Annotated in this window: 11 protein-coding genes; 10 read left to right on the forward strand and 1 reads right to left on the reverse strand. The window is 72.5% G+C overall.

Annotated elements, in window-relative coordinates:
- Positions 1-59: 59 nt before the first annotated feature.
- From AC0KUR_RS33050 to AC0KUR_RS33060, 3 genes are read left to right on the forward strand one after another with little or no spacing between them, the layout of a single operon-like run.
- The gene (locus AC0KUR_RS33050; RefSeq protein WP_473376965.1) at positions 60-1,829 is read left to right on the forward strand and encodes a bifunctional alpha/beta hydrolase/class I SAM-dependent methyltransferase; all 1,770 of its coding nucleotides are present in this window, start codon (positions 60-62) and stop codon (positions 1,827-1,829) included.
- Positions 1,826-3,226, forward strand: a complete 1,401-nt coding sequence (locus AC0KUR_RS33055; protein ID WP_473376966.1) for a dual specificity protein phosphatase family protein — start codon at positions 1,826-1,828, stop codon at positions 3,224-3,226. The genes AC0KUR_RS33050 and AC0KUR_RS33055 overlap by 4 nt, the downstream gene beginning before the upstream one ends.
- Positions 3,226-3,678 carry a hypothetical protein gene (locus AC0KUR_RS33060; protein ID WP_059557015.1) on the forward strand — a complete coding sequence of 151 codons (453 nt, stop codon included), beginning with the start codon at positions 3,226-3,228 and terminating at the stop codon, positions 3,676-3,678. The genes AC0KUR_RS33055 and AC0KUR_RS33060 overlap by 1 nt, the downstream gene beginning before the upstream one ends.
- Positions 3,679-3,694: 16 nt before the next feature.
- Here the strand turns inward: AC0KUR_RS33060 and AC0KUR_RS33065 are convergent, their stop codons facing one another.
- A complete protein-coding gene (locus AC0KUR_RS33065; protein ID WP_473376967.1) occupies positions 3,695-4,717 on the reverse strand; it encodes a diguanylate cyclase domain-containing protein in 1,023 nt (340 codons plus the stop codon).
- Positions 4,718-5,192: 475 nt separating this feature from the next.
- On the opposite strand from AC0KUR_RS33065, the gene bcsB reads away from it, so the two are divergent.
- Genes bcsB through bcsA form a run of 7 tightly spaced genes read left to right on the forward strand, consistent with a single transcriptional unit; the run spans position 5,193 to position 18,097 of the window.
- Positions 5,193-7,502 (forward strand): cellulose biosynthesis cyclic di-GMP-binding regulatory protein BcsB, encoded by a 2,310-nt coding sequence (gene bcsB, locus AC0KUR_RS33070; RefSeq protein WP_473376968.1) that lies wholly within the window; start codon positions 5,193-5,195, stop codon positions 7,500-7,502.
- A gap of 3 nt (positions 7,503-7,505) precedes the next feature.
- Positions 7,506-8,735 (forward strand): cellulose synthase complex periplasmic endoglucanase BcsZ, encoded by a 1,230-nt coding sequence (bcsZ, locus tag AC0KUR_RS33075; protein WP_034186731.1) that lies wholly within the window; start codon positions 7,506-7,508, stop codon positions 8,733-8,735.
- A complete protein-coding gene (locus AC0KUR_RS33080) occupies positions 8,720-12,628 on the forward strand; it encodes a cellulose synthase subunit BcsC-related outer membrane protein (RefSeq protein WP_473376969.1) in 3,909 nt (1,302 codons plus the stop codon). Before bcsZ ends, AC0KUR_RS33080 begins: the two co-directional genes overlap by 16 nt.
- A 9-nt stretch (positions 12,629-12,637) precedes the next feature.
- Positions 12,638-14,581, forward strand: coding sequence for a cellulose biosynthesis protein BcsE (gene bcsE / locus AC0KUR_RS33085; RefSeq protein WP_473376970.1), 1,944 nt, complete (start codon positions 12,638-12,640; stop codon positions 14,579-14,581).
- Complete coding sequence (locus AC0KUR_RS33090) at positions 14,578-14,787, forward strand: hypothetical protein (protein WP_034186734.1); 210 nt, start codon at positions 14,578-14,580, stop codon at positions 14,785-14,787. Before bcsE ends, AC0KUR_RS33090 begins: the two co-directional genes overlap by 4 nt.
- Entirely contained in the window at positions 14,784-15,563 is a 780-nt protein-coding gene (gene bcsQ, locus AC0KUR_RS33095) for a cellulose biosynthesis protein BcsQ (RefSeq protein WP_473376971.1), read from the forward strand. The genes AC0KUR_RS33090 and bcsQ overlap by 4 nt, the downstream gene beginning before the upstream one ends.
- Positions 15,560-18,097 carry a UDP-forming cellulose synthase catalytic subunit gene (bcsA, locus tag AC0KUR_RS33100; RefSeq protein WP_473376972.1) on the forward strand — a complete coding sequence of 846 codons (2,538 nt, stop codon included), beginning with the start codon at positions 15,560-15,562 and terminating at the stop codon, positions 18,095-18,097. Before bcsQ ends, bcsA begins: the two co-directional genes overlap by 4 nt.
- Positions 18,098-18,102: the final 5 nt, after the last annotated feature.

Below are 18,102 nucleotides of genomic sequence, written 5' to 3' on the forward strand. Positions count from 1 at the left end.
CGGGCCGGGCGCCGGAGGGCGGCGCCACACCATTCGAATAACGAAACGAGAGAAAGCGCATGAGCACACGCACGGCACGTGAGGCCGGCTTCATCACGCACGACGGCGAAACGCTGTTCTACCGCCACTGGCCCGCGACGGGCCCGCATTGCCGCGGCGCCGTCGTGCTGCTGCATCGCGGCCACGAACATTCGGCGCGCGTCGCGCACCTCGTCGGCGAGCTCGACCTGCCCGATTTCGCGTTCTTCGCGTGGGACGCGCGCGGCCACGGCCGCTCGCCCGGCGCGCGCGGCTACAGCCCGGGCGCGGCCGCGTCGGTGCGTGACCTGCAGACCTTCGTCGAGCATATCCGCGACGCGCACGGCATCGCGATCGAGGACATGGCCGTGGTCGGACAGAGCGTCGGCGCGGTGCTCGCGGCCACGTGGGTGCACGACTACGCGCCGCCGATCCGCGCGCTCGTCGTCGCGTCGCCGGCGTTCCACATCAAGCTCTACGTGCCGTTCGCGCGGCCGGGGCTGCGGCTGATGCACAAGCTGCGCGGGCTGTTCTACGTGAACAGCTACGTGAAACCGAAATTCCTCACGCACGATCCCGAGCGGATCGCGAGCTACGCGTCCGATCCGCTGATCACGCGGCCGATCGCGGTCAACATGCTGCTCGACCTGCACGATACCGCGCGGCGGATCGTCGCCGACGCCGCCGCGATCACCGTGCCGACGCAACTGCTGATCTCGGGCGCCGACTGGGTCGTGCATCGCGGCCCGCAGGACCGCTTCTTCGAACGGCTCGGGTCGGCGCGCAAGGAGCGCATCGTGCTGCCGGGTTTCTATCACGACACGCTCGGTGAACGCGACCGCGCACAGGCGCTCGCGCCGCTGCGCGCGTTCGTGCTGCGCGAGTTCGACGCGCCGAGCCCGCGCGTGTCGCTCGCCGACGCCGATCGGCGCGGCGCGTTCCACGACGAATACGCGGCGCTTGGCCGGCCGCCCGCGAACGTGTTCGCGCGGGCGTACTGGGCGCTGACGCGCGCCGGGCTGAAAGCCGGCGGCGCGCTGTCGGACGGCATCGCGCTCGGGCTGCGGCTCGGCTTCGATTCGGGCTCGACGCTCGACTACGTGTACCGCAACCGTGCGCAGGGGCGGCTCGGCGTCGGCGCGCTGATCGACCGCACGTACCTCGATTCGCCGGGCTGGGTCGGCATCCGTCAGCGCAAGGTGCATCTGCAGGAACTGATCGGCTCGGCGATCGGCCGCCTGCGCGGCCACGGCACGCCGGTGCGGATCGTCGACATCGCGGCCGGCCACGGGCGCTACGTGCTCGACGCGATCGCGTCGGCCGCCGAGCGCGACGGCGCGGCGCCGGACGACATCACGCTGCGCGACTACAGCCCGCCGAACGTCGAGGCCGGACGCGTCCTGATCGCGCAGCGCGGCCTCGAGCCGATCGCGCGCTTCGAGCGCGGCGACGCGTTCGACGAGACGTCGCTCGCGACGCTCGAGCCGCGCCCCACGCTCGCGATCGTGTCGGGCCTGTACGAACTGTTCGGCGAGAACGCGCTGATCGAGCGCTCGCTGCGCGGGCTCGCGCGGGCCGTGCCGCCCGGCGGCTATCTCGTCTATACGGGGCAGCCGTGGCATCCGCAGCTGGAATTCATCGCGCGTGCGCTGAACAATCACCGCGGCGAGGCGACCTGGGTGATGCGCCGCCGCTCGCAGGCCGAGATGGACGAGCTCGTCGCGCGCGCGGGCTTCCGCAAGCTCGACCAGCGGATCGACGAGATGGGTATCTTCACGGTCAGCCTCGCGCAGCGGGTCGACGCGCCATGAGCGCGCTCGGCGGCGGCGCGGGCGGCCTCGCCGAGCCGGTGACCGGCGCGCGCGACGCATCGTTCGCGCTACGCTTGGGCTGGCTCGCGGCGATGGGCGCCGTGTTCTTCTCGACGTACGGCTTCGCGAACTGGCTCGCCGCGCGCCGCGCGGCGGTGCCGACGTTCGCGTTCGGCTGGGAGCACGCGATCCCGTTCGTGCCGTGGACGATCGTGCCGTACTGGTCGATCGACCTGCTGTATGCGGTGTCGTTCTTCTTCTGGACGCGCCGTGCCGATCTGCTCGATCACGTGAAACGGCTGCTGACCGTGCAACTGGTGTCGGTGGCCTGCTTCATCGCGTGGCCGCTGCGCTTCGGGTTCGAGCGGCCCGACGCGGGCGGCGTGGCCGGCGCGCTGTTCACGCTGCTGATGGGCTTCGACAAGCCGTTCAACCAGGCGCCGTCGCTGCATATCGGGCTGCTCGTCGTGCTGTGGGCCGTTTATGCGCGGCACCTGCGCGGTACGGTCGCGCGCGCCGTGCTGCATCTGTGGTTCGCGGCGATCGGCGTGTCGGTGCTGACGACCTACCAGCATCACGCGATCGACGTGCCGACCGGTGCGGCCGTCGGCTGTCTCGCGCTGTTCCTGTTTCCGTTGCGCGATGCGACGGGCCGGCTGCCGGGCGCCGATGCGTCGCCGAGCGCGGCCGGCCGCGCGCTCGCACGGCGCTATGCGATCGGCGCGGCACTACTGGCGTGGACGGCCCTGTGGTGCGTGCCGCGCGCGCCGGGCTGGGCGCTGGCGGCCGGGTGGGTCGCGCTGGCGCTCGCGTGTGTCGCGTGGGCGTACCGGCGCGGCGCGCCCGGCGTTTTCCAGAAGGATGCGGATGGACGTCTCCCGGTCTTCATCCGCGCGCTGCTTGCGCCGACGATCGCCGGCGCGTTCGTCAATTCGCGGCTGTGGACGTGGCGCCGGCCGGCGCCCGTGCGGATCGACGAACGCGTGTCGATCGGCCGTACGCCGACGACGCGCGACGTGCGCCGCCATGGTTTCACCGCGCTGGTCGACTTGACCGCAGAGATGCCGCGCTGGGCGGCGGACGAAACGTCGCTCGCGTATGCATCCGTGCCGCAGCTCGATCTCGTCGCGCCGACGGCGGCGCAGCTTGCGCAGGCCGTCGCGGCGCTCGAACGCCTGCACGGGGAAGGGCGTGACGTGCTGGTCTGCTGCGCGCTCGGTTATGGACGCAGCGTGCTGTGCGCGGCCGCGTGGCTCGCCGCGCGGCGCGGGCTGGGAGACGCGCGCGACGCGCTGGCCGCGGTGCGCGCGGTGCGGCCGCACGCGGTGTGGTCGGACGAAGGCGTGGCCGTGCTGCAGCAGTGGATCGATCGCCGTCGCGGCACGGAGCGCGTGTGATGCGCGATCCGTCCGCTCCGTTCAGGATTGCCGCCGCGCGCGGCGCGCTCGATGCGGGCGCATGGGCGATCGCGGCCGCGCTGGCCGCGGCCGGCGCGGGCTGGTGGGTCGCGGCGGGCTGGATGCCGGCGACGCTCGCCCGCGTGTTGCTGGCCGTTGTCAGCACGGGGTCGGGGATGGTGGCGCTGTGGTACGCGGTGCGCATCGAGATCGACCGCCGGCTGTTCGCGGCGCTCGCGCGGGCGGCAGCGGGCGACGGGCCCGTCGACGACGCGCTCGCGGCGCTCGACCGCGCGCTCGCCGATCTCGGCTGGATCGACGCGGCCAAGGCCGGCCGTACGCTCGATGCACGCGTGCGCGGCGCGGTCGGGCTGTGCCGGGCCGGTGTGCTCGTGGCGATCGTGCAGTGGCTGGCGGTCGGGATCGCGATCGCGGTGTCGCGGATCGGTTAGCGCCGCCCGCCGCCCGTCAAGCGTGCGCCGCGCGCCGCGAGCGCGTGCGCTTCACTTCATACATGGCCCGATCGGCATGCTCGATCAGCGCGGTCATGTCGGTGCCGTCGTCCGGCAGCATCGCGACGCCGATGCTGACGCCCAGCCGCAGCGCATGCCCGTCGAATTCGAACGGTTCGCCGACCCGCCGCGCGAGCCGCGCGCTGTGCGTGTGCGCGTCGTCGCGGGTGCCGATGTTCGGCAGGATCACCGCGAATTCGTCGCCGCCGATGCGCGCGACCGTGTCCGAGCGCCGCACCGCACCCTGCATCCGCGTGGCGATCTCGCACAGCGCGGCGTCGCCCGCGCGGTGGCCGAGCCCGTCGTTGATCGGCTTCAGCCCGTCCATGTCGATGTTGAGAATGCCGAGCCGGCCGTTCGCGCGCAGCGCCGTATGCATCGACTGGCGCAGGCGGTCGTAGAACAGCGCGCGGTTCGGCAGGCCCGTGAGCGCGTCGTGCGTCGCGCGCAGGTACAGCTCGTTGGCCTCGTTGCGCGCCGCGTGGAACATCGCGGCGGCGATCAGGTCGGCCGTCAGCCGCAGCGTGCCGGCGTCGGCCGGCGAGAAGCCGTCGACGTTCGGCGACATCACCTTCAGCACGCCGACGGTCGTGTCGGCATGCGTGAGCGGCACGACGAGCATCGAGCGCAGGCCGACCCGGCGGCACGCATCGCGATCGACGCGCGGGTCGGTTTCCGAATCGACGCAGTGCAGCAGTTCGCCTTGCTGCACGCACCGGCCCGACAGGCTGCCCGAGCGGCGCAGCCGCAGGCCGAGCATCCCGGCGGCGGTGCCCGACGCGGCGCGGTACACCATGTCGTCGCCCTCGGCGAACTCGACCGCGGCGGCGCTCGCGCCCGTGAGCTGCGGCACCTGCTCGGCCACATAGGCCATCACGCTGCCGAGGTCGAGGCCGAGCTTCGCGATCTCGGTCTGCAGGGCGATGATGCGCAGCAGCGTGTCGGAGGACGGGGTGGCGGTGTCGACGATTTGATTCAAGTCAGTGATCCATCAAAGAAAGCGCATCCGGCGTCGCGGGTTTGCGGTAGCATACGCGCCGCATCGCGGCGGCGTGCCCCGGGCGGTCCGTCACGGGCCGCCGCCGGCCAGCCGCACGGCGCCGGCAGTATGCCGTTCGGCTCGCCCGGCGACAACGGCGCAATTCTTACCATTCGTCCCTCTCGTGCAGCATTTCCGACTCGATTGAGGTTTTTTTCGCTTTATCGGCGCGAATTCGCGTAAGTTTTGTCCTATTTTTGAGATAGTGTGACGAATGGGCGCGCGCCCGTGCCAGGCGCGCGCAGCACGGCGACGGCCGTTAAAGAATCCGCCGCGTCGTTTCGATAAATGCATCAGGCCAGGTCGCCATATGAGGGGAAGCAGTGGGGATGTGCACTCACGGGCATAGCTGCTTGACGCGCGTCGGTTCGGACGCGCTTGATGACCGGATCAACCAGACGACACGGAGGGGCGCATGAAGCCGGCCGCGTCGCTGCTCGTCCTGTCGGTCGCCATGGTTGGCGCTTTTCACACGGCAGTGCTGTCGGCCGCGCCGATGCCGGCGGTGCCGGCGGCCGCGTCGGCCGCCGGGCCCGCCGATGCGTCCGCTCCGGTGCTCGCGGCCGCGCCGGCCGTGGCCAGCGCGTCGTCCGCCGGCTTGCCGGCGACCACCGTGCATCTGCCGTTCGCGTCGCTCGGCGCGTTCGATCCGCTGCGCCTGCGCGGCGCCGACGACGCGCGCACGATCAACGCCGGCGTGCGGCTCGACCGCGTGGTCACGGGGGCGCGGTTGCGCCTGACCTACGCGTATTCGCCGTCGCTGGTCTTCCCGATGTCGCACCTGAAGGTGTCGGTGAACGGCGAGGTGATCGCGACCGTCCCGTTCGACGCCGCGCGCGCGGGCCGCACGGTCACGCAGGAGATTCCGATCGATCCGCGCTACTTCTCGGATTTCAACCAGATCGGCCTGCGCCTGATCGCGCACTACACGCTCGACCATTGCGAGGATCCGTCGAACTCGGCGCTGTGGGCCGACGTGAGCCCGACGAGCGAACTGATCCTCGACGAATCGCCGGTGAGCTTGCCGAACGATCTCGCGCTGCTGCCCGCGCCGTTCTTCGACCGGCGCGACAACGGCCGCGTGCGGCTGCCGTTCGTGCTGCCGGCAGCGCCCGATTCGGCGACGCTGCGCAGCGCGGGTGTGCTCGCGTCGTGGTTCGGCGCGCTGGCCGATTACCGGCATGCGCGCTTCCCGGTATCGTCCGCGCTGCCGGCCGACGACCAGGCGGTGGTGGTCGGCACGGCCGCGACGCTACCGGCCGGGCTCGCGCTGCCGCCGGTCAACGGACCGCTGCTCGCGGTCGCCGACAACCCGGCCGCGCCGGGGCGCAAGCTGCTGGTCGTCACGGGCCGCACGGCGGCCGAAGTCGACGACGCGGTCGCCGCGCTCGTGCTCGGCCGTGCGGCGCTGTCGGGGCCGACGGCGACGGTCGCGCACGTCGATCTCGGCGCACCGCGCAAGCCGTACGACGCGCCGCGCTGGCTGCCCGTGAACCGGCCGATCACGTTCCGCGAGCTCGTCAACGATCCGCGCCAGCTGGAAGTGCGCGGCACGACGCCCGACGCGATCCGGCTCAACCTGCGCGTGCCGGCCGATCTGCACTCGTGGAACGGCGCGGGCGTGCCGATCACGCTGCGCTACCGCTACACGGCGCCGACCGTGCAGGACAACTCGACGCTCGCCGTCGAGATCAACGACCAGCTCGTGAAGTCGTACCGGCTCGGGCCGGCCCATGCCGAGGACGCGCGCGGCCGCATGCAGCTGCCGCTGCTGTCGGTGCCGGAAGGGCGCGTGACGAGCGACGTCGACATTCCCGCGTTCCGCGTCGGCAGCGGCAACCAGCTGCAGTTCCGCTTCACGCTCGATTCGCAGAAAACGGGCCTGTGCTCGAGCACGGCGACCGAGCCGCAGCGCGCGGCGATCGATCCCGATTCGACGATCGACTTCTCGCATTTCGTCCACTACGCGCAACTGCCGAACCTCGCGTTCTTCGCGAACAGCGGCTTCCCGTTCACGCGCTTCGCCGACCTGTCGCAGACGGCCGTGGTGCTGCCCGACCGGCCGTCGCCGCAGGAACTCGAGGCCTATCTGACGATGCTCGGCCACATGGGCGAATGGACCGGCTTCCCGGCACTGCGCGTGCAGATCGCCCGGCCCGGCGACGTCGCCGCATTGGCGGGCAGCAAGGACCTGCTCGTGATCGACGGCTCGCCCACGTCGCCGTTGCTGGCGCACTGGCGTGCGGCGCTGCCGCTCGCGATCGGCGAGCAGGGCGGCGCCGGCGCGACGCGCGTCGCGTTCTCGGTGAAGGAGCGCTGGCGCAACGGCGTCGGTCTCGCGGACGGCGGCGCGCATATCGAACAGACGGGGCCGCTCGCGGCGCTCGCCGGTTTCGAGCTGCCGGGCAGCCACGGCCGCAGCGTCGTCGCGCTGACCGCGACCGACCAGCCGCGTCTCGGCGATCTGCTCAACGTGTTCGAGAACGCCGGCCTCGTCGCGCAGCTGCAGGGCGACCTCGCGGTGGTGCGGCCGGGGCAGGTCGACAGCCTGCGGGTCGGCGAGCCTTACGTGGTCGGTTTCGTGCCGTGGTATGCGCGTGTCTGGACGCATGCGGCGCGGCATCCGGTCGTGCTCGGCGCGGTGGGCGTCGTCGCGGGGCTGCTGCTCGCGCTCGGCGTGTTCAGCGTGCTGCAGAGGATCGCCGCGCGTCGACGGGGGATGTAACGGATGGCGCGGGCAATGACGAAGCGACGGGCAGCGCGGCCGGCGCGGCGTGTCGGCGCGACACTCGCGCTGGCGGTTGCGGTGACGTGCGCGGCGGCCGGCCTGGCCGCGCGGGCGCACGCGGCCGGGGGCGGCGCGACCGATGCGGCCAGCGCGGGATGCAGTGCGGCGTGGCCGCGCTGGGATGCGTTCAAGCGCGATTTCATCTCGGCCGACGGCCGCGTGATCGACGTCGGCTCGGCCGATTCGCGCACGGTGTCGGAGGGGCAGGCCTATGGACTTTTCTTCGCGCTGGTCGCGAACGACCGGCGCACGTTCGACACGATCCTCGCATGGACCGAGAACAACCTCGCGCAGGGCGACCTGAGCGCGCATCTGCCCGCGTGGCTGTGGGGCCGCGCGCCCGACGGCGCGTGGCGCGTGCTCGACGCCAACGCGGCGTCGGACGCCGATCTGTGGATCGCGTACGCGCTCGTCGAGGCCGGCCGGCTGTGGCACGAGCGCAGCTATACGGCACGCGGCGCGCTGCTCGCGAAGCGCGTGCTCGACGACGAGACGGCGACCGTGCCGGGCCTCGGCCTCACGCTGCTGCCGGGGTCGACCGGGTTCAAGCTCGCCAACGGCCAGTTCCGCGTGAATCCGAGTTATTCGCCGCCGCAGGTGATCCGCGCGCTCGGCGCGCGCCTGCCCGACGACCGGCGCTGGGCCGCACTGGCATCCAGCACCGGGCGCGTGCTGCTCGACACGGCGCCGAAGGGTTTCTCGCCGGACTGGGCGCTGTATCGCGCGGGCACGGGCTTCGGCCCCGATCCGCAGACGCACGCGGAGAGCGCGTACAACGCGATCCGCGTGTATTTGTGGGCCGGCATGCTCGACCGTGCCGATCCGCTCGCCGCGCCGCTGCTCGCACGCTTCGCGCCGTTCGCCGACCATATCGCCGCGCATGGCGCACCGCCGGAGAAGGTCGATACGACGACGGGCGTCGCGGGGCCGAACGACGGCAACGGCGGGTTTTCGGCGGCGGCCGTGCCGTTCCTCGATGCGCGCGGCCAGCACGCGCTTGCCGATGCGCAGGCGGCCCGCGTCGATACGCTCGCGCGGCAGTCGGCGCCCGGCTATTACACGAGCGTGCTGACGCTGTTCGGCCTCGGCTGGCGCGACGGCCGCTACCGGTTCGGCGCGGACGGCACGCTCGACACCCGCTGGGGAGGTCGCTCGTGCGCCGCCCGCTGAAACGCGCCGCGCCGCACGTCGCGGGATTCGCGTGGCTCGCGTCGTCGATGTGCGCGGCGGCGCCGGGCGCCGCATCCGGCACGGCGATGGCGAACCCCGCGGCGCCGGCGACTGCCGCGTCGGCCGACGCGCAGCGTCAGCTCGACACCGCGCGGATGTGGGGCGTCAAGCATCGCGACGATCTCGCGCGCGATGCGCTGCGCAAGGGGCTGCTGATCGCGCCGGGCGATCCCGAGCTGCTGGCCGAACAGGTCCGCGTGCTGCTGCGGCTCGGCGACGCGAAAGGCGCGCAGGCGTCGCTGGCGCGCCTGCAGGCGCAGTCGCCGAATGCGCCCGCCACGCGGCGCGTGGCCGACGAATACCGTGTCGCGACGAGCGGGCGCGGCGAGATGGCGCAGATTCGCCTGCTCGCGCGCAGCGGCCGCGCCGACGAAGCCGCGCGGCGGATCGTCGCGCTGTTTCCGAACGGCGCGCCGTCGGGTGCGCTTGGCGCCGAGTATTACGAGATCCGCGCGAATGCGCCGGGTGGCCGCGAGTCGGCGCTTGCCGCGCTGCGCCGCAGGGTCGCGGCCGATCCGCAGGACACCAGCGCGGCCATGGCGCTGGCGCGGTTGCTGAACCAGCATGCCGATACGCGCGCGGAGGCCAACCGGATCGCCTGGTCACTCGCGAAGCGGGACGATGCCGACCATACCGAGGCGATGTCGCTGTGGCGCCGCGTGCTGCAGTCGGCCGGCGACGATCCCGCGTATCTCGACGCGCTGCATGCGTATCTCGCGCTCACGCCGGACGACACCGAATTCCGCGACCGTGCGGCCGGTCTCGACCGGCAGCGCGACGCGCAGCGCCGGCTCGAACGCGACCCCGACTACATCGCGCAGCAGCGCGGGCTGCAGGCGCTCGCGCGCGGCGACTTGGTCGCGGCCGATCCGCTGCTGTCGCGGGCGGCGCGTGCGCGAGCGGACGACGCGGACGCGCTCGGCGGCCTCGGCCTGCTGCGCCTGCGCGAAGGGCGGCACGACGAAGCGCGCGCGCTGTTCACGCAGGCCGCCGCGCGCGCGACCGATCAACGCGGGAAATGGCAAGGCCTCGCACGCACCGCGCAGTTCTGGGGGCTGCTCGCGCAAGGCCGCGAAGCGGCCAACGCGGGGCGCCCGCAGGAGGCCGAACGCGCGGCGCGGGCGGCGCTCGCGATGCAGCCGGGCAGTCCGGACGCGGAGCTGCAGCTTGCCGATGCGTTGCTCGCGCAGCGCGACTGGGCGCACGCGGAGCCGTTGCTGCATGAATTGCTGGCGGCACGTTCGCCGGCGCTGTCGGCCGTGCGCGGCACGGCCACGTTGTATGAAAACACGGGCCGCGCGGACCGGGTCGGCCCGCTGCTCGACGCGCTGCAAGGTCGCGTGACGGGCCGCGACGATCGCCGCGCGCTCGACGGCCTGCGGGCCGACCTGCTCGCGAACCAGGCGCGCGCATTGGCCGACAAGGGCGAACGCGGCCCGGCCGCGCAACGCTACGAGGCGGCCGTGCGTGCGGCGCCCGACGCGCCGTGGACGCGCTTCGCGCTCGCGCGCCTCTATCGCGACATGGGGTTGCCGCAGCTCGGCCGCACGGTGATGGACGACGGGCTCGCGCAGGGCGATACGCCGGAGATGCGCTACGCGATCGCGTTGTACCGCAATTCGCTCGACGATGTCGCGGGCGCGCAGGCCGCGCTGGCCCCGGTCGACGACGCGCACCGTTCGGACGGAATGCGTGCGCTCGCGCGCAAGCTCGACGCCGAACATGCGCTGGCCGACGCACGCGGTACGCTCGCGCGCGGCGACCGCGCGGCGTTCGCCGCGTCGCTCGCGCACGCGCAGGCGAGCGCGCCGGACGATCCCGACATGCTCGCCGCGATCGGCGCGCAGTGGATCGACGCGGGCGAACCCGAACGCGGCCTCGCGCTGCTGCACGACTGGATCGTCGCGCATCCGCGCGAAGCCGATGCCGACGTGCGGCTGCGTTACGGCGATCTGCTCGGCAGCGCGGGGCGTGACGACGCGCTCGCCGCGTGGCTCGACACGTTGCGGCGCGAAGCGTCGCTGACCCCGGCGCAGACGGCGCGGCTCGAGGACCAGTCGCTGCGGCTCGTGCTGCGGCAGACCGACGAAGCGATCGCGCGGCAGGACTATGCACGGGCGCGCACGCTGCTCGATCGTGCGAGTCCGGCCGGCCGAGCGGACAAGCGTCACGCGCTCGAGCTGGCCGATCTCGAACGCGCGCAGGGCCATTACGGCGCCGCGCGCGACGCGCTCGCGCCGGTTGTCGCGCGCACGCCGGACGACGCCGATACGCAGCTCGCGCTCGCACGGATCGACGAGGACAGCGGCAACCGGGCCGCCGCGCTGGCGCGCGTCCAGGCCGTGCTCGCGCGTACGCCGGACGACGACGTCGACACGCAACTGTCGGCCGTGCGCCGCCTGAACGCGCTGCGCCGCCCGGACGAAGCCGCGCAGGTGACGGACCGGCTGCACGCCGCGTATCCGGCGCGCGCCGACGTGACGGTCGCGGCCGGGCGCGTGGCCGAGGCGCAGGGCCGTTACGACGACGCGGCGTCGCTGTACCGGCTGTCGCAGTCGCAGGAACGCGCGACGGGCGTGAGCCCGGGCCGCGACGGCCTGACGCCCGCGCGGGCCGCGTTCGCGGAGCTCGAACAGCGGCGCAATCCCGAAATCGAGACCGGCTGGACGCCCGCGTACAAGTCGGGCGACGAAGGCGTCTCGTCGTATCGCGCCCAGCAGGTGCCGATCTATCTGCAGATGCCGGTCCGCTACGACGGGCACGTGTTCGCGCAGATCGATACCGTGCATCTCGACCCGGGCACGCTCGATACGAGCGACCCGGATGCGTATGCGCTGAAGACGTTCGGCACCTACGCGGCGCTCAAGGCCCCGGGCGGACTGCCGCCGCCGTTCCAGACGAATCCGTCGGCCGCCGCGCTGCTCGCGAATCCGCCGGGTTCGCTGCACCAGTCGACGACGGGCGTCGCGCTCGGCGCCGGTTATCTGTCGGACGCATGGCGCTTCGACCTCGGCACGTCGCCGCTCGGCTTCCCCGTGCACTACCTCGTCGGCGGCGTGCGCTACCGCTTCGACGCGGGCCCGGCAAGCTTCAGCGTGAATGCGTCGCGGCGGCCGGAAACGAGCAGCGTGCTGTCGTATGCGGGGATGCGCGACCCATGGACGGGCGCGGTCTGGGGCGGGGTGCGCCGCGATGGCGTGAACCTGCGCGCGTCGGTCGACGTCGGCCGCACGAACCTGTTCGCGGAACTCGGCGCGGGCGTGCTGTCCGGCCGCAACGTCGAACGCAACGCGGAAGTCACGCTGCGCACCGGCTTCACGGTGCCCGTGTACGAACGCGCGACGATGAAGGTCAGCACCGGCCTCGTCGGCAATGCGTGGCACTACGCGCAGAACCTGCGCTACTACACGTACGGGCAGGGCGGCTACTACAGCCCGCAACGCTACCTGTCGCTCGGCGTGCCGATCGAATGGGCGGGGCGGTACGACGCGCTGTCGTGGGACCTGACCTTCACGGGCGGGATCTCGAACAGCTTCGAGAAGGATTCGCTGTACTACCCGACGTTCTCGGGCCAGCGGGCCGCGCAGGTCGCGGCCGGGTTCGTGTACGCGGGCAGCTCGACGCGCGGCGTGTCGTTCTCGTACGGCTTCAACGGCATCGCCGAGTACCGCGTGAACCCGCACCTGAGTGTCGGCGCGCAACTGCATGTCGACCGGTCGCACGACTACGCGCCGAGCTCGGCGCTCTTGTACTTGCGCTATGCGTTCGATGCGCGCGCGCAGCGCAGCTGGCTCGTCACGCCGACTCCGGTGCGGCTTTATTCGGATTACTAGGGGAACGTCGTGAATACGGAAATCGATGCCACCCGTCCCGCGCCCGGCGTTGCCGGTCTGCTGGGCCACCTGCGCGCGCTGCTGCGCATGGGGCCGGCCGGCGGCCGCGTCGGCACGCTGAGCCGGCTTGCGATCGACGGCCTGCCCGATGCATGGACGCAACTGGAGGCGGGGGGGCTGTACGCGATCTACGCGGCCGGCGGCACGCCGGCATGCGATGCGCTTGTCTGGGAAAGCGCGCGGCAGGCACGCACGCGCGATGTGACGGTCGTGCTCGCGCGCGACGCGGCCCGCGTGGCCGACCAGATGGCATCGCTCGGCTTCGCGGGCGGCGTGCAGCCGGCCGGCTGGCCGCGCAACCTGAACGTGCTGGCGATGCCGCCGGCGGTCGAGGCGGCCGACGACGGTCTCGGCACCGGCGCGCCGCGCCGCGCGGCGCCGGGCCCGTTCGCGCGGCTGACCGGCGGCCTGCGCGCGATGCGGCGCTACGGTTTTCGCGCGCGTTCGCTGTATTTCGTGGAAGGCGCCCAGCGCTGGTTCAGCTGGGACGATCCGGTCGCGCTCGCGGATGAAGCCCGCGCACTGGCCGACTGGTGCCGTACGCACCGCCTCGCGCTCGTGCTGCTGCTCGACCCGGAGGCCGCGCGGGCGGGCGACGACGCGCGCACCGACGATGCGCCGCTCGTGCGCGATGCGGACCGCACGCCGCGCAGCGGCTTCCACGGTATCTGCTCGGGCGTCGCGCAGTTGCAGCGCACGCATGGCGAGCTGCTGTGGATCGTCGATTTCTGGCGCGTGGGCGACACGCTCGCGGCCGGTGAAGTGCGGCCGCTGCGCTTCGCGCCCGGCGGTCGGTTGTCCGCGAGCATCGACGGCGGCGCGACCGAACCGGCATGCCGGATGAAGCTCGCGAGCGACGAGGACCGTGTCATCGTCAGCCGCGCGGTGCTCGACGGCACGAATCGCCTGCCCGCCGACTGGGAAATCGTCGAAGACAACGCGGCCGTCGTCGCGGCCTGCGCCCGTGCCCAAGCCGCGACCGCGGTGCTCGCGTTCCGCTCGCATGCGCAGCTCGAGGCGTTGTGCGCGGACGTGCATGCGTTGCGCCGGCAATGCGGCGGCGCGCTGAAGATCGCGGTCGTCGAGCGCGGCGAAGTGCTGCGCCAGCAGTTCGAGATGCTCGTGCTGAGCGTCGGCGCGAACCGCGTGGTCGCGCGCGACTTGCCGGTCTCGCGGATGCAGGCGGCCGTGCACGCGCTGCGCGGCCAGCTCTACGCGCGGCCGGTCGCACCCGACTATCGCGCGGCGCTCGCGGCCGCGCTCGGCGATTCGGTGCTCGGCTATCTGCCGGTCGGCGCATTCTGCCTGCGCATTCGCGCGGTGCTCGATCGCGGCGCCGTGCTCGCGCTCCCGCACACGCTCGCGAAGATCACGCTGCTGCCGGGCGTGTCGCACGTCGATGCGTTGCGGCACTGCCGCCCGCGCCGGGCGGGCGACGTCGTGACGGCCGATCCCGGGCATCTGTTCGTGTTCCTGTTCGCGTGCGAACCGGCCGACGCCGACGATGCGCTCGCGCGGATCTTCGACGTGCCGGTCGACACGCTGTCCGATCGCGTCGTATGCCTCGGAAAGGGCAGCATCGACACCGAGCTCGATGCGCTGAAAGCCGAGAACCGGCGCGCGCCGATCGCCGACTACAGCGACCTGTTCGCGGCAACGCAACCGGCCGGCAGCGCGAGTGCGCCGCCCGCGGATGCCGGTCCCGGCGAGACGCCCGCCGAGGCGAGCGAGGCGATCGATGCAATCGATGCGATCGTCGCGCTCGAGGCGATCGGCGCGCCGCCGGTGCCCGATGCCGTCGACGCACCGGCGCCGCATCCCGTCATTCCCGCCGCGCGTGCGCGCGGCGCTACCCGCAGCGCGATGCCGCTGCGCAAGCAGGAGCGCGCATGATTGCCGTACTCGTCATCGGTTTCATCGTCGGCATCGTGATCGCGGTGCCGGTGTGGATCATTGCGCAGCACCTCGGCGTCGGCCGCGGCTTTCAGGCGCCGCGCGGAATCGACCGGCGCGACGCCGTGCCGTGCGAGCTCGTGCCGGTCGCGCTGCGCGGCCGGTTGCTGCCCGGCGCCGAGGGCGGCGACAAGGCGGCCCGATGAAGACGATCGCCATTACGTCGACGACCGGCGGCGCGGGCCGCACGACGCTTGCCGCCGCACTTGCGGTGCTGCTCGCGCGCCGCGGCCGGCCGGTCGTCGCCGTCGAATTCGATGCGCAGAACCTGATGGGCGCGACGCTCGGCCTCGACACGCTGGCCGAACACGGCCTCGCGCAAAGCGTGCTCGGCGGCGCCGAACCGTGGCACGCGCACACGTGGCGCAATGCCGACGGCGTGCTGTTCGTGCCGTACGGGCAAGTCGATGCGGTCGACGCAGCCGCATGCGATGCGCGGCTCGCGGCGGATCCCGCATGGCTGTCGCGCGCGCTGGACGAGATCGCGCTGCCGGCCGACGGCGTGGTGCTGGTCGACACCGCGCGCTATCCGTCGCCGCAGGCCGAGCAGGCGATTCGCCGCGCGGACCTGACGCTCGTCGTCGTGCCGCCGGAGCCGGCCGCCTGCGCGACGACGGCCGCGCGGCTCGGTGCGCTGCGGGCCGGCACCGGTGAGCTGCAGATCGTCGTGAATCGGCTGAATCCGGCACGCGACATGCAGCGCGACGCGCTCGCGATGCTGCGCGCGGTCGCCGGGCCGGCGTCGATGCTCGAACAGCGGATCCACGTCGACGCGGCCGTGCCCGAGGCGCTCGCGCGCGGCAGCTGGATTTTCGACGACGCGCCGTATTCGCAGGCGTCGCACGACCTGAACGGCGTCGCGAACTGGGTCCATGCGTGGCTGACGGCCGTTGCCGCGGGCCGCACCGGAGCGGCGCGATGAAGCCCGCGCGCGCGCAGCGGTTGCGCACGCTCGGCCGCCGTGCGGCCGACTGGTGCGCGCGCGGCATCGGCCTGCCGGCCGAGCGCACACTGGTCGACTGGCTCGTGCGGCTGTTTTTCCACGCACCGCCGCCGGGCCGGCCCGATCACGTGCGCCGCTGGGTGCGCATCGCGTTCCTGCGGCTCGCGCACGACTGGGGCGTGCTGCAGCCGTTGAGCCCGCGCGAATGGCTGTGGCGCGCGATCGTGCGTGCGCCGCGCGCGGCCGACGGCCGGCCCGCGCGCGATCCGCTCGCATGGTTCGACAAGACCGTCGTGCCCGCTTACGTGGCCGTCCGCGCGGTCGGCCGGCGCATCAACGCGCTGCTCGATCGTCTGCCGTGGGCACGCTGGGGCGGCTGGCTCGATGCGCGCGCGAACGGCGTCGGCCGGCGCGGCTGGCTCGCGCCGCTGCTGCTGGTGGCCGGCGCGGTGCTGTGGGCCGCGGCCGGGATGTCGCCGCTGATGCCCGGCGCGCAGTTCGCCTTCTTCGCGATCGTCGCGGTGCTGGCGCTCATGCTGCGCCGTCTGCCCGGCCATCTGCCGACGCTCGCGCTCGCATCGCTCGCGCTGCTCGCGACGGTGCGCTACGTGTGGTGGCGCACGACGCAGACGCTCGACTTCCGCAGCCCGGTCGAGGCCGTCGCCGGCTACCTGCTGTACGGCGCCGAAGCCTATACGTGGATGATCCTGCTGCTCGGCTTCGTGCAGACCGCGTGGCCGCTCGACCGGCCGATCGTGCCGCTGCCCGACGACCCCGACACCTGGCCGACCGTCGACGTCTATATCCCGACCTACAACGAGCCGCTGTCGGTCGTGAAGCCGACCGTGTTCGCCGCGCAGAGCATCGACTGGCCGACGGCGAAGCTGCGCGTGTACCTGCTCGACGACGGCCGGCGCTCCGAGTTCGCGGCGTTCGCGGCCGAGGCCGGCATCGACTACCTGACGCGCGACGACAACCGCCACGCGAAGGCCGGCAACATCAACCGCGCGCTGCCGAAGACGCACGGCGAATACATCGCGATCTTCGATTGCGATCACGTGCCGACGCGCTCGTTCCTGCAGACGACGATGGGCGTGTTCCTGCGCGACCCGAAGTGCGCGCTCGTGCAGACGCCGCACCATTTCTTCTCGCCCGATCCGTTCGAGCGCAACCTCGGCACGTTCCGCGAGATCCCGAACGAGGGCAACCTGTTCTACGGGCTCGTGCAGTCGGGCAACGACCTGTGGAACGCGACGTTCTTCTGCGGCTCGTGCGCGGTGCTCAAGCGCAGCGCGCTGGAGGAGGTCGGCGGCGTCGCGGTCGAGACCGTGACCGAGGATGCGCACACGGCGCTCAAGCTGCACCGGCGCGGCTACACGTCGGCGTACCTGCCCACCGTGCAGGCGGCCGGCCTCGCGACCGAAAGCCTCGCGGGCCACGTGAAGCAGCGCACGCGCTGGGCACGCGGGATGGCGCAGATCTTCCGCATCGACAACCCGTTCCTCGGGCGCGGGCTCGGCCTGATCCAGCGGATCTGCTACGGCAACGCGATGCTGCACTTCTTCTACGGGATTCCGCGGCTGGTGTTCCTGACGATCCCGCTCGCGTACCTGTTCTTCCACCTGTACTTCATCAACGCGTCGTCGCTCGCGCTCGCGAGCTACGTGATCCCGTACCTCGTGCTCGCGAACGTCGCGAACTCGCGGATGCAGGGGCGTTTCCGCCATTCGTTCTGGGCCGAGGTCTACGAATCGGTGCTCGCGTGGTACATCGCGCTGCCGACCACCGTCGCGTTCTTCAGCCCGAAGCACGGCAAGTTCAACGTGACCGACAAGGGCGGCAAGATCGACGAGGGCTACGTCGACTGGTCGACGTCGAAGCCGTATCTGGTGCTGTTCGGGCTGAACGTGCTCGCGATCCTGGCCGGCCTGTGGCGGCTGGCGGCCGACCAGGGCGACGAGGCGTCGACGATCCTGATCACGCTCGGCTGGACCGTGTACAACCTCGCGATGCTCGGCGCCGCGCTGGCCGTCGCGCGCGAGACCAAGCAGGTGCGCGTCACGCACCGGATCGCGATGCGCGTGCCGGCCATGCTGCTGCTGGCCGACGGGTCGACGGCCGCGTGCTTCACGAGCGACTACTCGACCGGCGGCCTCGGCCTCGAAGCCGTGCCGGGGCTGCCGCTCGCCGTCGGCGACACGCTGACGGTGTGCGTGACGCGCGGCGATCGGGCGTTTCCGTTCCCGGTGCGCGTGACCCGCGTGACGCCGACGCACGTCGGCGTGAGCTTCGAGGCACTGACGCTCGAACAGGAGCGCCAGCTCGTGCAGTGCACGTTCGGCCGCGCCGATGCGTGGCTCGACTGGCATGAAGGCGAGCGCCTCGACACGCCGCTCGGTGGGCTGAAGGAAGTGCTGCGGATCGGGCTGGACGGCTACGTGCGGATGTGGAAGGGCGCGGCGCGCGGCGTGCAGGCGATGCTGGCGCCGAAACTCGATCGGGCGCGCGACTGACGCGG

It is taken from the genome of Burkholderia sp. YHN3-13, from assembly GCF_055810675.1.

What these genes read in the sequence shown, in the direction of transcription:
- AC0KUR_RS33060 (WP_059557015.1), top strand. Translation starts at nt 3,226, where the DNA reads ATGCGCGATCCGTCCGCTCCGTTCAGGATTGCCGCCGCGCGCGGCGCG.
- bcsZ (WP_034186731.1), top strand. Translation starts at nt 7,506, where the DNA reads ATGGCGCGGGCAATGACGAAGCGACGGGCAGCGCGGCCGGCGCGGCGT.
- bcsA (WP_473376972.1), top strand. Translation starts at nt 15,560, where the DNA reads ATGAAGCCCGCGCGCGCGCAGCGGTTGCGCACGCTCGGCCGCCGTGCG.
- AC0KUR_RS33050 (WP_473376965.1), top strand. Translation starts at nt 60, where the DNA reads ATGAGCACACGCACGGCACGTGAGGCCGGCTTCATCACGCACGACGGC.
- bcsQ (WP_473376971.1), top strand. Translation starts at nt 14,784, where the DNA reads ATGAAGACGATCGCCATTACGTCGACGACCGGCGGCGCGGGCCGCACG.
- AC0KUR_RS33090 (WP_034186734.1), top strand. Translation starts at nt 14,578, where the DNA reads ATGATTGCCGTACTCGTCATCGGTTTCATCGTCGGCATCGTGATCGCG.
- AC0KUR_RS33055 (WP_473376966.1), top strand. Translation starts at nt 1,826, where the DNA reads ATGAGCGCGCTCGGCGGCGGCGCGGGCGGCCTCGCCGAGCCGGTGACC.
- bcsB (WP_473376968.1), top strand. Translation starts at nt 5,193, where the DNA reads ATGAAGCCGGCCGCGTCGCTGCTCGTCCTGTCGGTCGCCATGGTTGGC.